General features: G+C 63.6%; 12 protein-coding genes. 4 read left to right on the forward strand and 8 right to left on the reverse strand.

Going from position 1 to position 13,415, the window contains the following annotated elements:
- Nucleotides 1-11: 11 nt before the first annotated feature.
- The 3 genes from GTP90_RS06150 to GTP90_RS06160 are packed head-to-tail and all read right to left on the reverse strand — an operon-like array spanning nucleotide 12 to nucleotide 3,474.
- Entirely contained in the window at nucleotides 12-2,102 is a 2,091-nt protein-coding gene (locus GTP90_RS06150) for a CHASE2 domain-containing protein (protein WP_254451753.1), read from the reverse strand.
- Nucleotides 2,103-2,122: 20 nt separating this feature from the next.
- Nucleotides 2,123-3,091: an MBL fold metallo-hydrolase gene (locus tag GTP90_RS06155; protein ID WP_161082666.1), complete on the reverse strand. Its 969-nt coding sequence runs from the start codon at nucleotides 3,089-3,091 to the stop codon at nucleotides 2,123-2,125.
- Complete coding sequence (locus GTP90_RS06160; RefSeq protein ID WP_254451754.1) at nucleotides 3,088-3,474, reverse strand: STAS domain-containing protein; 387 nt, start codon at nucleotides 3,472-3,474, stop codon at nucleotides 3,088-3,090. Before GTP90_RS06160 ends, GTP90_RS06155 begins: the two co-directional genes overlap by 4 nt.
- Before the next feature lie 109 nt (nucleotides 3,475-3,583).
- On the opposite strand from GTP90_RS06160, the gene GTP90_RS06165 reads away from it, so the two are divergent.
- Nucleotides 3,584-4,882 carry an NCS2 family permease gene (locus GTP90_RS06165; protein WP_161082667.1) on the forward strand — a complete coding sequence of 433 codons (1,299 nt, stop codon included), beginning with the start codon at nucleotides 3,584-3,586 and terminating at the stop codon, nucleotides 4,880-4,882.
- Here GTP90_RS06165 and GTP90_RS06170 read toward each other — a convergent pair.
- Entirely contained in the window at nucleotides 4,872-5,156 is a 285-nt protein-coding gene (locus tag GTP90_RS06170; RefSeq protein ID WP_161082668.1) for an ACT domain-containing protein, read from the reverse strand. The genes GTP90_RS06165 and GTP90_RS06170 overlap by 11 nt on opposite strands.
- A gap of 126 nt (nucleotides 5,157-5,282) precedes the next feature.
- Between GTP90_RS06170 and GTP90_RS06175 the strand changes: the two genes are divergently transcribed.
- The 3 genes from GTP90_RS06175 (at nucleotide 5,283) to GTP90_RS06185 (ending at nucleotide 7,792) form a co-directional block, all read left to right on the forward strand.
- On the forward strand, nucleotides 5,283-5,741 hold the full coding sequence (locus tag GTP90_RS06175) for an Lrp/AsnC family transcriptional regulator (protein WP_117015064.1): 459 nt from the start codon (nucleotides 5,283-5,285) through the stop codon (nucleotides 5,739-5,741).
- 84 nt (nucleotides 5,742-5,825) lie between these two features.
- Nucleotides 5,826-6,638 (forward strand): beta/gamma crystallin-related protein, encoded by an 813-nt coding sequence (locus GTP90_RS37380; protein ID WP_161082669.1) that lies wholly within the window; start codon nucleotides 5,826-5,828, stop codon nucleotides 6,636-6,638.
- Nucleotides 6,639-6,736: 98 nt separating this feature from the next.
- Nucleotides 6,737-7,792: a GGDEF domain-containing protein gene (locus tag GTP90_RS06185; RefSeq protein ID WP_161082670.1), complete on the forward strand. Its 1,056-nt coding sequence runs from the start codon at nucleotides 6,737-6,739 to the stop codon at nucleotides 7,790-7,792.
- Nucleotides 7,793-7,899: 107 nt separating this feature from the next.
- Here the strand turns inward: GTP90_RS06185 and GTP90_RS06190 are convergent, their stop codons facing one another.
- The 4 genes from GTP90_RS06190 to GTP90_RS06205 all read right to left on the reverse strand — a co-directional run bounded on the left by GTP90_RS06190 (nucleotide 7,900) and on the right by GTP90_RS06205 (nucleotide 13,239).
- Nucleotides 7,900-8,760 (reverse strand): outer envelope protein, encoded by an 861-nt coding sequence (locus GTP90_RS06190; RefSeq protein ID WP_161082671.1) that lies wholly within the window; start codon nucleotides 8,758-8,760, stop codon nucleotides 7,900-7,902.
- An 88-nt stretch (nucleotides 8,761-8,848) separates the two neighbouring features.
- Nucleotides 8,849-10,150, reverse strand: coding sequence for an NCS2 family permease (locus GTP90_RS06195; protein WP_161082672.1), 1,302 nt, complete (start codon nucleotides 10,148-10,150; stop codon nucleotides 8,849-8,851).
- Nucleotides 10,151-10,362: 212 nt separating this feature from the next.
- Nucleotides 10,363-11,988, reverse strand: a complete 1,626-nt coding sequence (locus GTP90_RS06200) for an HAL/PAL/TAL family ammonia-lyase (protein WP_161082673.1) — start codon at nucleotides 11,986-11,988, stop codon at nucleotides 10,363-10,365.
- Between the two features lie 12 nt (nucleotides 11,989-12,000).
- The gene (locus tag GTP90_RS06205) at nucleotides 12,001-13,239 is read right to left on the reverse strand and encodes a urate hydroxylase PuuD (RefSeq protein ID WP_161082674.1); all 1,239 of its coding nucleotides are present in this window, start codon (nucleotides 13,237-13,239) and stop codon (nucleotides 12,001-12,003) included.
- Between the last annotated feature and the right edge of the window lie 176 nt (nucleotides 13,240-13,415).

Below are 13,415 nucleotides of genomic sequence, written 5' to 3' on the forward strand. Positions count from 1 at the left end.
TCAGCCGCCGATCAAGGCGCGCCGTCCCAGCGCAACACCAGCAAGGTCAGGTCGTCCGAGGGTTCGGCCTGACCCACATGCAGCCGCACGTCGTCTCGCACGGCACGCACCACCGCCGCCGGCGTGGTTGCGGACAGCCCGGCCAGCAAGCGGTCCAGCCGCGCATTGCCGTACAGGTCCCCTGCTTCGTTCATCGCCTCGTTGATGCCGTCGGTGGTCAGGCACAGGCACTCGCCGGCTTGCAGCTGGTAGTGCCGCACCGGATATTCGAAGTCCTCCAGCACGCACAGCGGCGGGCCGTCCGCCGCATGCAGATGTTCGACGCGGCCATCCACGGTCAGGCGGCGCGGCGCGTCGTGACCGGCATTGCACAGGAAGACCTGGCCGTTGGAGGCATCCAGTATGCCGGCCACGCTGGTCACGAACAGCATCTCAGGATTCTCGCGTGTCAGCTCGCGATTGGCGCCGTTCATGATGGCCGCCATTTCCGACGGGCCGCGCAGCGCCACGCTTTTGGACAGCGCCTTCGCCACCACCATGAACAGGCTCGCGGGCAAACCCTTGCCCGACACGTCGCCGACCATGAAGAACACGCGGTCCTGGTCCAGCATGAAGAAGTCGTACAGATCGCCCCCCACTTCACGCGCCGGCTCAAGCAAGGCATCCAGCGAGAAGCGCCGTTCGCCGGGGAAGGCCAGCGCGGCTTGCGGCAGCGTCGCCATCTGGATGCGGCGCGCCGCTCCCAATTCACCGGCGACCTTGGCGGCGGACACCCGGGCCATCTGCAAGGCGCGCTCGCTGTGCTTCCGATCACGCACCGCCGCCGTCAGCATGCTGGCCAACATGCTCAGCCCCACTACGCCGATCGCGCACACCACGCCCGCCGCATCGAACAGCAGGCCCGCGCGCGCAAACACCAGCGCACCGCCGCCGAACAAGCCCAGCGCCAGCGCGCCGCACAAGGGCACCGACACCAGCAAGCGCAGTCTGGGCAGGAACCAGACCAGCAGCAGGCTGCAGGCGCCGAACAGCGACGCCTCGGCCCAGCGCATCCATGCCGGCCGGCGCAGGAAGGCGCCGTCGAAGAAGCTCTCGATCATCTGCGCGTGCGTATCCACACCGGGCATGAAGTCGCCGCGCGCGTTGGTCTTGTAATCGGTCAAACCCAGCCCCGTCATGGCGACGATGACGATCTTGTCCTGCAGCGCGCCGGGAGCGAGCCGGCCGCGCATCACGTCCAGCGCCGAGGCGTAGCGATCCATCGCCGGGGCCGAAAAATTCACCCACACCGCGCCATCAGGCGTCGTCGGCACGCGCAGGTCGCCGACCGACACGCTGTGAACGCCGTCCTCGCCGGCCTCGATCTCCAGCGCCGAACTGCCGGTCGCAACACGCAGCAGCTCCATCGAAAACGCCGGCACCAGCGTGTCGCCGATGGCGCCGACCAATGGCGCGCGGCGCACGAGGCCCCGCTCCAGCTCCACCGACAACAGGCCCTGCCCCTTGGAGGCCGCCTGCAGCAAGGGCAAACTGGACATCGCCTGCGGGAAGCGCATCACCTTTAGCGACGCCGCCGGCAGGTTCACATGCACCGGCCACACGCGCAAGGCGTCGCTGGTGCCGGCCTCCGGATGCGCAAAACCCGCCGCACCCAGCACGATGGGCGCGCGACGCATCGCGGCGGCCAGCACATCGTCATACGCGGGCAGCGCCGCCAGGCTGTCGCGCAGCGGGCCGGGAGACAGCCGCGCCGCCAGCGCTTCGGGCGAGGTGGTGTCCGGCTCCGGCATCAGGATATCGAGTCCGATGGCCAGCGGCCGCTGCGCGTTGATGTGTTCTATCAGTTCGGTCAAGCGCGTGCGCGGCCATGGCCATTGCCCGAACTCCTTGAGCGAAGCCTCGTCAATTGCGATGATTTGCACCGGCCCGGATACGCGCTGGCGCGGCAGGTAAATCTGATAAGCGTTGAACAAGGCAAGCCGCAGCTGCGGCAGCAAGCCGTCACCACCCGCCGCCAGCGCCGCCGCCAACAGGCACGCCAGCACCAGCGCCAGCGGCCTGCCCTGGCCGGCGCGGATGCCGCCCAGGGCCCTGGTTCTCAAGCGGAGCAGCATGGCCGCGCTTACAGTTCGATTTCCATGCCGTCGTAGGCGGAGACGATGTCCAGCGGCGCTTCGCCGGTGATCTCGGCGTAGCGCCGCGTCTCGGCCAGCACGCGGGCGATCTGCGCGTCGTCGTAAATCGGTTCGTGATGGAACAGGCAAAGCTGGTGGACCCCGGCCAGCTGGCACAACTCGACGCCGACCACGTTGCTGGAGTGGCCCCAATCGGCCTTCACCGAAATCGAATCGGCCAGCGAATACATGGCGTCGAAAATCACCAGGTCGGCGTCGCGGAAGAACTCCACGAAGGCCAGGCGCTCGGCGGCGTTATCCAGCTTGTGCTCGGAGTCGGTGCTGTAAACCATGGCCTTGCCGCCCTGCTCCAGCCGATAGCCGTACGAGTCGCCCGCATGCAGCTGCAGCTTGGCCGTTACCGTCACGTCATGCAGACGCAATGGAACCCCAGGCTGCATCCGCACGAACTCGATGGTCGCGCCCAGCTGGTGGAAGCCGACCGGGAAGCTGATCGGCTCCTGCTGGCGGCGGAACGCCGTCTCCAGCTCCTCGTGGCAGCCGTAGATGATGATGCGGTTGCACGGTATGTAAGCCGGCGTGAAGAACGGGAAGCCCATGATGTGATCCCAATGGAGATGGGACATGAACACATGGTAGGTCTGCGGCTTGCCCGGACCGTAGCGCGCCAGCTTGGCGCCCGCCAGGGCACGCACACCCGAACCCAGATCAAGAATGATATGTTCATGCACGGCGTCCGGGTCCCACACCTCCACCTCGACGCAACTGGAATTGCCGCCGTAAGTGCCGCGCACATCGAAACCCAGGTCGTTGTCGATATACGACGCCACCTTCTCCGGCGTATCGAGGTTGCGGCCGATGGCGCCTTCCAGCGCCGCCACCAGCTTGGAGCGGATCTGCTTGTGGTTCAGCGCCACCGGCAGCGAGCCGCGCGCGCCCCAGATGCGCGCCTTCATGAGCCGCCGCCGACCACCGCCAGCGCAGCGCCGCGGTCGGGGAAGATCTCGAACAGCATGTCGAAGCGGCTGATGGTGAACACCTCCAGCACCAGCGGCTGCAGCGACGCCAGCACCATGCGCCCGCCCTGTGCCTTCACCTGCTTGACCGCCACCATCAGCGCGCGCAGGCCGATGCTGCTGATGTAACTGACACCGCTGAAATCAAGCACCAGCGCGGCGCCATCCTTGGTACAGTCGCTCAGGTGCGGATCCAGTGCGAGTTTGAAGGCATCGGCATGCGTATGATCGATGCGGCCGGCGGGGCTGAGCACAAGCGTGCTGCCGGCTTGCTGCGGCTGAAGTTCCATAATGATGACGCCCTGTACGGATGAAGATGGCATTTTGTCTTGAGATTTTCCATTTTTACATCTTTCAGTGCAATAAGCAATTCCGAGGAGAATCCCCTGTACGTGATATTCTTCGGCCTCGACGCAATCAGGGAGAACGCACATGTCGCCGGTCGACAAATTTTTCAAGCTCACCGAGCATGGCAGCAACGTCAGGACCGAAGTGGTCGCGGGTATCACCACCTTCCTGACGATGGCCTACATCATCTTCGTCAACCCTGCCATCCTGGGCGACGCCGGCGTGCCCAAGGACGCGGTGTTCGTCGCCACCTGCCTGGCGGCGGCGCTGGGCACCATCATCATGGGCCTGTACGCCAACTACCCGATCGGCATGGCGCCGGGCATGGGCCTGAACGCCTACTTCGCCTACGCCGTGGTGCTGGGCATGGGCGTGCCATGGCAGTCGGCGCTGGGCGCGGTGTTCATCTCCGGCTGCCTGTTCATCCTGGTGAGCGTGTTCAAGGTGCGGGAGCTGATCGTCAATGGCATCCCGCATTCGCTGCGGGTGGCCATCACGGTGGGCCTCGGCCTGTTCCTGGCGCTGATCGCCATGAAGAGCGCCGGCCTGGTGGTCGCCAGTCCCGAGACGCTGGTGCGCGTGGGCGACATGCACAAGCCGCAAACCATCATGGCCGTTTTCGGCTTCCTGCTGATCGTCACACTGGACCGCCTGCGCGTGCCGGGCGCGCTGTTGATCGGCATCGTGGTGGTGACGGTGATGAGCTTTTTCTTCGGCGGGAACACCTTCCACGGCTTCATGTCGCTGCCGCCATCGCTGGAACCGACATTGTTCAAGTTCGACCTGAAGGGCGCCACCTCGCTGGGATTGTTCAACGTGGTGCTGGTGTTCTTCCTGGTTGAACTGTTCGACGCCACCGGCACGCTGATGGGCGTGGCGAGCCGCGGCGGCCTGCTGGTCGACGGCAAAATGAAGCGCCTGAACAAGGCGCTGCTGGCCGACAGCTGCGCCATCGTGGCCGGCTCCATGCTGGGCACCTCCAGCACCACGGCCTACCTGGAAAGCGCGGCCGGCGTGCAAGCGGGTGGACGCACCGGCCTGACGGCGCTGGTGGTTGCGGCACTGTTCCTGGCCGCGCTGTTCTTCGCGCCGATCGCCGGCGTGGTGCCGGCCTACGCCACCGCGCCGGCGCTGCTGTTCGTCGCCTGCCTGATGCTGCGCGACCTGGTCGACGTGGACTGGAGCGACACCACCGAGAGCGTGCCGGCCGCGATCACCGCGCTGGTGATCCCGTTCACCTACTCCATCGCCCACGGCATCGCCTTCGGCTTCATCACCTACGCCGGCTTGAAGCTGCTAACCGGCCAGGCGCGCCAGGTCAAGCCGGTGGTCTGGGTGATCGCCGCGCTGTTCCTGTTCAAGTACGCCTACGTCAGCGGCTGACCGCCGCCCGCTGCGGAGATGCCACCAGCGTCGGCATCTCCCGCACCGCCAGGATGCCGACCACGTTATTGAGCCGCATGCGGCATAGCGTCAACGGGTCTTCATCCTCCGCCGCCAACCGTATCTGCACGTCCACACCCTGCGGGTGCGTGGTCGTGCGCAGGCTGCGCAATTCCAATCCCAGACGGCGCACAATCGCCAGCACGGCCTCCAGCGTGGCGATGGCGTCGTCCGGCTCGATGCAAAAACGGTAGCTTTTTTGTGTGGTATTCATGCAACCAGAATATCCGGGAAGCCGCAAAATAGGCTTCCTTGTTTTGCTTCACTCCGCGCAAATTAAAGAAGATTATCCCGCCTGATATAAAATCCGAGGAATAATCATCTTTCACGGAAAAACCACATGGAAATCGACGAACTCGACCGCAGCATTTTGCGCGAACTGCGCCGCGACGGCCGCCTGAGCAACACCAAGCTGGCGGAAAAGGTCGGCCTGTCCACCACGCCGTGCTGGAACCGCGTGCGGGCGCTGGAGGAAGGCGGCATGATCGAGGGCTACACCGCCCTGCTCAGCCAGAAGGCGCTGGGCTACCCGGACACGGTGATCATCGAAGTCACGCTGGACCGGCACGACGACGACATCTTCGAGAAATTCGGCCAGGCGCTGGCCGACCTGCCGGAAGTGATGGAAGCCTACCTGCTGACCGGCGAGTACGATTACCTGATCAAGGTGGCGGTGGCCGGAACGGCCGGCTACGAGGAATTCCTGCGCCGCAAGCTGTACAAGCTCCCCGGCCTGCGCCACAGCCGATCCACCTTCGTCCTGCGCTGCCTGAAACGGGCACATTCGGTCGAGCCCTGAGCCGCCTTGTGTTGTCAACCGCACAGATAGGGCGCACGAATCGGCGCATTGTGCGGGAACTAAAACAACGACAAGAGGATGACCATGAACAAGCCTATTCACATCGTCGTGGCCGCCGCCACCCTGGCGCTGGCATCGCAAGCCATGGCGCAAATCACATTTTACGAGCATGACGGCCTGCGCGGGCGCGCCTTCACCGCCACCCGGTCCGTCAACGACTTCTCGCGCACCGGCTTCAACGACCGCGCCTCGTCGGTGGTGGTCGACCGCGGCCAGTGGGAAGTCTGCGACGACGCCTACTTCCGCGGGCATTGCATGGTGCTGCGCCGCGGCAGTTATGAATCGCTGAGCGGCATGGGCATGAACGACCGCATCTCGTCGGTGCGCCCGGTGGGCCATCGCGCCCGCTACGACAACGAAGCGCCGCCGCCGCTGCCGCAGCCGACCTATGAATACCGCCGCCGGCCCAGCGAACGCGTGGTCGACGTGCCAATCACCTCGGTGCGCGCCGTGGTCGGCACGCCGGAGCAGCGCTGCTGGGTCGAACGCCAACAGGTGAGCGAACCGGCCAGCAACGGCAACAACGTCGGCGGCGTCATCGCCGGCGCGCTCATCGGCGGCATCCTGGGCCATCAGGTGGGTGGCGGCACCGGACGCGACGTGGCCACAGCCGGCGGTGCGGTCGCTGGCGCAGCCATCGGCAACAACATGGCCAACAACCGCAATCAGCAAACCTACGCACGCGACGTGCGACGCTGCGAAAACGTCAGCAACCCGAAGCCTGAATACTGGGACGTGACGTACAACTATCGCGGGCTGGAGCACCGTGCGCAGTTGAGCGCACCTCCGGGGTCGACCATCGCGGTCAACGCCAGGACCGGCGAACCACGCATGTAAGTCTTAAATAATTGCCCACATCCCAGAAATTTACTGGGATGTGGGCAAGCGAACACGTATACTTGAGGCCCCTCCCGATGGGCAGGCCTCGAGACCGCATGCGTACACTACTTCCCTATTCCTACTACGGCGCCGATACCGACGAGCAGCAGCAGTTCTATTCCGAGTTGCGTCCGGTCGCCATCATCTCCCAAAGCGTGGGGCTGCTGAGCTGGATCACGGCCGCCGTCATCCTGGCCTCCAGCGGGCAGACGCTGCACGCCAGCCTGCTGTTCGGCGTGCCGGGCATGTTGCTCAGCTTGGGGATCTCGCTGCGCGCGCGGTCGGTCCGGGCGCTGGTTGTCTCCGGCATCGTCGGCACCACCGCCACCGCGTTCGCCTTTCGCCTGCTGGTGGCGTACTGCCCCGACCCGACGTTCTGGGTGCTGCCGGTCGGCACCGTGTTGACGCTGTCGGCGGCGCCCATCTTCGGCGGCATGCTGAACTACATCGGCGCGGCCACTACCGTGTGGCTGATACTCACGGTAGGCAATTTCCCCGCGCATCCGGGAGAGCTGACGTTCAATTTGTCACTGCTGGTCATGGGCAGCAGCTTCGCGATGGCGATCTACCTGCACGCCTACTTCCTCAAGCTACGGATACGCAGCCACCGCGCGCGGCGTGAGCTGGCCGAGATGGCCTACAAGGACCTGCTCACCGGCCTGAACAATCGGCGCAAATTCACGCTCGAGGCGCGCCGCGCGCAATCGCACGCTTCGGATGCGCCGTTATTTTTCCTGATGATAGACATCGACGACTTCAAGAAAATCAACGACACGCTGGGCCACGACGCAGGCGACGAGGTACTGGTCCGCACGGCGGAGGTCATCGCCAGGCTGGGAACTGGCCACCTGTGCGGCCGGCTGGGAGGCGAAGAATTTGGCGTCCTGTATCACGGCGAAGCTGCGCAAGCGCTGGATTTTGCCGTCGCACTGCTGGACGGCGTCCGCAGGGCGACGCACCCGCCACGCACGGTAAGCATCGGCATCGCGGAATTCGACAGGAACGCCGACCTGTCAGTCAGCTACAAGCGCGCCGACGAAGCGCTCTACCTCGCCAAGCGACACGGCAAGAACCGCTACGTGCTATCGAACACCACCAAAGCCGCCGCATAAAATTGGGGTCAAGTCTGACATTCGGACACGAGCCCATCTGTTGGGCCGGTGTCCGAAGCCTCTAATGCTGGGGCCGTGTCCGAATGTCAGACTTGACCCCAAATTGCTTAGAAGTGATATTCGGCGCGTATCATCGGCGTCTTGGCGATGTTGCCCTGGCCGCCGGTGGTGGCCGAGGTGTTGCCGAACTTGTTGCGCCAGTATTGGTATTCAATGCCGATGCGTAAGGTGTTCTTGGCATGGCCCATCGCGGCGCCGGCGTCAAACATCAGCTGCATGTCGATATTGGTCTCGGCGCCGGTGTCGTTGCCCACCTCGTCCTTGCCCTTGGCCGCGATGAAGTTGGCAAAACCTTCGAAGGCCCACAGCGAGCCCACCGGGATCCCCCATTCCGACGACAGCATCGCATGCGTCTTGTAGGTATAGCGTCCAGTCACGGTGGAGATCGGCGGGAAGGCGCCGCTCGGCGCGTTGCTCTCGTTGAGCAGGAACAGGCTGGTGTTGAAGTGCCCGGCCGGCACGTCCCACATAAAAGTCGGCCCCAGCACGAACATGCGCTTGCGCGAGTTGTAACCCACGTCGTTCTTGGTGTTGACGTCGAACCCGCCGGTGATGCCCAGCCCGCGCACCGGACCAAACTTGTATTCGCGCCCCGTCACCTTGCTCAGGTCCACCGTATTGCGGTACAGGATATAGGCTTCATTGGCGCCCGACTTTTGCGTCAGCGAGGCCGGATCGTTTTTGTCCGACATCAAGAAGTCCGCGTTGAAGAAGTTGGTGCCGTACTTGTAGCCGCTGACGTGGGTCAGCGCAAGAATATTCTTCGAGATGTCGTTCGGGTTGAACGGCTCGCGGTAGTCATTCCCATAACGCCAGCTGACGGAGGTATCGCTCCAGTCGGCGGCGTGGGCGGCGCCCATGCCCATCAAGGCGATGCACAACAGCTGAGGGATTTGTCTCGTTTTCATTTTAGTTTTCCATATTATTTTGGACGCGACCGTCCCCGCCGGCGCCATGCGGCGCGCCGGTGAGGATGCAATCGTGTGGGTTGGATCCTCAGCCTGCGCCGAGGTAGACGAACTTGAAGGTGAACACGCAAGCGATCGCCCAGATCACTGGACGCACTTCGCGCACACGGCCGGTCAACAGCTTCAGCACCGCGTAGGAGATGAAACCGAACGCCACGCCAAGCGCGATCGAATACGTGAACGGCATGGTCAGCGCCGCGATGGCGGCTGGCACGCTTTCGGTGGTGTCGGACCAGTCGATGTCGACCAGTTCGCGCAGCATCAGGCAGGAGACGTACAGCAGCGCAGGCGCCGTGGCGTAGCTTGGCACCACGCCGGCCAGCGGCGAAATGAACAGGCAAGCCAGGAACAACACGCCGACGGCGACGGCGGTCAGTCCGGTGCGGCCGCCCGCTTGCACGCCAGCCGCGCTCTCGATATAGGCCGTGGTGCTGGAAGTCCCCAGCAGCGAACCGGTAAGGATGGCGGTACTGTCGGCCATCAACGCCTTGTTCAGGCGCTCCATCTTGCCGTTGACGAGCAGGCCGGCGCGGTTGGCCACGCCCATCAGCGTGCCGGTGGCGTCAAACAGTTCAACCAGGAAGAACACCAGCACCACGTTCAACAGCCCTACCGAGATCGCGCCCATCAGATCAAGCTTGAACAGCGTAGGCGCCAGCGATGGCGGCATGTCGACCACGCCATTGAACTTGTTCCCGGCGATGAAGAAGCTCATCACGGTCACGGCCAGGATGCCGATCAGGATAGCGCCCTTTACCTTCAGGCGGTCCAGCGCGACGATCACGAAGAAGCCGACGATGGCCAGCAGCGTGGGCGCCGAATGCAGGTCGCCGACACGCACCAGCGTCTCAGGGCTGCTGACGACAATGCCGGCGCTCTTCAGCGAGATCAAGCCGAGGAACAGGCCGATGCCGACGGTGATCGCGGTACGTATCGAATGTGGAATGCCGTTGACGATCATCTCGCGCAGTTTGAATATGCTGACGAACAGGAACAGGCAACCGGAGATGAACACCGCGCCCAACGCCATTTCCCAAGGCATGCCCATGCCCTTGACGACCACGTACGCGAAATACGCGTTCAAGCCCATGCCCGGCGCCATGGCGATCGGGTAGTTCGCGTACAGGCCCATGATCAAACAGCCCAATGCGGCCGCGATACAGGTGGCGACGAAGACCGCGCCCTTCGGCATGCCGGCGTCGCCAAGGATCGAAGGGTTGACGAAGATGATGTAAGCCATCGTCAGGAAGGTGGTCAGACCCGCGACCAATTCGGTGCGCACATCGGTCCCATTTTCTTTCAGCTTGAAGTACTTCTCTAGAATTAACATAACGTCTCCGTGTTCTATTTTTAACTGCTTCTTGTGTCATCCGCCGATTAAACATGGGAACAATCGGCTTAGACCTTATCTCAGGGGCCACTGTGTGTAATTGGTTTGGTGGCATACCTGCTATCTGCTATGGCCTATAACAGTCGGGACGCGCCGTATTTTTTACGGCGTAGCCCCTTGCTTACCCTCCTATGCTTTACGTGCCGCCGGGTTTATACGAATTCACCAATCTTCGCGATCACCGCCTCGCGCACCGAGCCGCTCACAATGAAGGAGCGCGCCACTTCAAGGTCGTTGTGCAACCAGCGGTCGCCGTCGAGGCACGCCGGGATCTGGCCGCGCACCGAGTCATAGGCCGCCTGCGTGCCTTTGCCGAGCACAAAACCGGGCAGCAGGTCTTCTGTCATCGTCAGCGCCTGCGAGGCCAATAACATTTCTACGCCCACAATGTATTGTGTGTTCGATACCACAGTGGCGGCCTTGCGCGCGCACCAGGTGGAGTTGGAGACGTGGTCCTCGCTGTTGCCCTTGGCCGGAATCGAGTCCACGCTGCCCGGCATGCACAGCGTGCGGTTCTCCATCACCAATGAACTGAGCGAGCATTGCATCACCGGATAGCCGGTGTTCACGCCACGCACGCCGGACATCAGGTTGCGCGGCAGGCCCCATGACAGCGTCGGATCGATCAGGCGCGCCACGCGACGCTCAACGATGCTGCCCAGGTCCGCGACGGCCATCGACAGCAGGTCCATCGCCTGCGCCAGGTACTGGCCGTGGAAGTTACCGCCCGAGATAATCTCGAAGCCCCCGCCGTCCTTGCCGAAGATGAGCGGGTTGTCGGTCGCCGAATTCACTTCCTTATCGAGGATGGTGTCGATGTAGTCGAGCGCATCGAACACCGGGCCATAGACCTGCGGAGCGCAGCGCAGCGAGTACACGTCCTGGATGCGGGCGGTGTACGGGATATCGGTGCGGCGCAGCTCTTCCGGGAACTGCACGGCGCGCGCCTCGTGCGTGGTGCGGGTGGAGCCGTCCAGCAGATCGCGGATGATGGCGGCGGTCTTGATCTGGCCAGCGTGCGGGCGCGCTTCGTGGATGCGCGGATCGAAGGCCGACATCTCGGCGCGCATCGCCTCCAGCGTCAGTCCCAGCGACAGGCAGGCGTCCGACAGCATGTTGCGCGCATCGGCGGCCGCCAGCAATGCCACCGCCAGCGACACGGTGCAGCCGTTGATCAGCGCCGAGGCATCCTTGGCCTTCAACTCAAACACGACCGGGCCGACGTTGGACGCGCGGATCGCGTCCGGCGCCGACATGCGCTGGCCCTTGTACATCACCTCCGCCTCCTCGAAGCCGGCGATGGCCGCAGCCAGGTAGGCCAACGGCGCCAGGTCGCCCGAGGCGCCGACGGAGCCTTTCTGCGGCATGATCGGATGGATGCCGGCATTGACGAAGGCCAGCAGGCGGTCGACCACCTCCGCGCGCGGCGCGGAGTAGTTACTGGCGAAGGCATTGGCCCGCAACAGCATGGTGGCGCGGCTGACCTCTTCGGAGAACGGCTCGCCCATGCCGCAAGCGTGGGCCTTGATCAGCTGCGTCTGGAACAGCACGATGTCCTGCACCTTGACGCGGGTGTCCTTCAGCATGCCGACGCCGGTGTTAAAGCTGTACATCATCGGCGCCTCGTCGTGCATCCAGGTCGACTCGATGTAGTCGCGGCTCTCCTTCAATGCGGCGCGCGAAGAGGCGGCCAGGTTCACTTCAATGGTGTGGTCGCGGGCGATGGCGACGACTTGCGCGGCGGTCAGGTTGAAGCCGTTGATGGTAGTGGTAGTCATAATCGTTATCTCTCAGTTGGCGCCGGCGGCGAACCACGCGCCGATTTCGGAGCGTTCTTCAGGCGTGATGTTGGTCATATTCCCGATCGGCATAGCCTTCAGCACGACGGCCTGCTGGTTGATCTTGGCCGCGTTCTGGTGAATCAGCTCCGGCGTGTGCAGCATGATGCCGGCGGGTGCGGTGGCGAAGCCGGGCTGCGTGGGCTGGGCCGCATGACAGCTCACGCAGCGCTGGTTGACGATGGCCTGCACACGGTTGAAATCAGGCGCGGCAACGCCGGCATGCGCCGCATCGGCCACCTCGCCCGCAGCCGCAGGCAAAGGCGCCGCAGCGGGACGCGGAGCAATCACCACCGCCACAGCAGCGAGGATCGCCACGCCAGCCGCAGGGAACTGCCACGCGGTCTTGCCATGATGGCGCAGGTTAAAGAAGTGGCGAATCAGCACACCAGCCGCGATGATCGCGCCGAGCAGCGCCCAGCTATAGGCGTGGCTGTAGGTCATCGCATAGTGGTTGCTGATCATGATGAGCAGCACCGGCAGCGTGAAGTAGTTGTTATGGACGGAGCGCTGCTTGGCCTTCTTGCCGTGGATAGGGTCGGGAGACCTCCCCTGCTCCATCGCCTCCACCAGCTTGCGCTGGCCCGGAATGATCAGCATCAGCACATTCCCGACCATCATGGTGCCGATCATGGCGCCGACGTGGATGTAGGCGGCGCGGCCGCTCAGGAACTTGGTCAGCACATAGGCCATGGCGACGATGAACACGAACATGATCACGCCCAGCAGGCCATCCTTCTTGCCCAGCGGCGAACGGCACAAGGCATCGTAGAACAACCAGCCCACCAGCAGCGAGCCGAGGCCCACGCCGATAACCTGCAACTGCGTCAGGTCCGCGACCGACTTATCGATCATCATCGCCGAAGCGTTGAAGTAGTAGACGATGAACAGCAGCGAGAAGCCCGAGATCCAGGTCGCGTAGGCTTCCCATTTGAACCAGTGCAGGTCCGACGGCAGCTCGGCCGGCGACACCAGGTACTTCTGCGGGTTGTAGAAACCGCCGCCATGCACGGCCCACAATTCGCCGGAGACGCCCTTCTTCGCCAGGTCGGATCCGGGCTTGGGCGGGCGTATGCTGTTGTCCAGCCAGACGAAGTAGAAGGACGCGCCGATCCACGCTATCCCCGTGATGAGATGCAGCCAGCGCACCAATAGATTGAGCCAGTCCACGCCGTAAGCGAGCAATTCCATGTTGTCTCCATGTTTGGATTTAGCTCGTCTGCCACCGCGGGCGCTCCAGACGAATGGGATGATTTCCCTTTTTGGCCGCGAACTGTTGAAAGCTCCGCTGCGACCGATTGAAAACCACGCGCAGGACACGCATGGTGTGGGACGAACGATAAAACTAATTCTGGCTTTTCGTATGG

It is taken from the genome of Duganella vulcania, from assembly GCF_009857655.1.
GTDB classification, from domain to species: Bacteria; Pseudomonadota; Gammaproteobacteria; order Burkholderiales; family Burkholderiaceae_D; genus Rugamonas; species Rugamonas vulcania.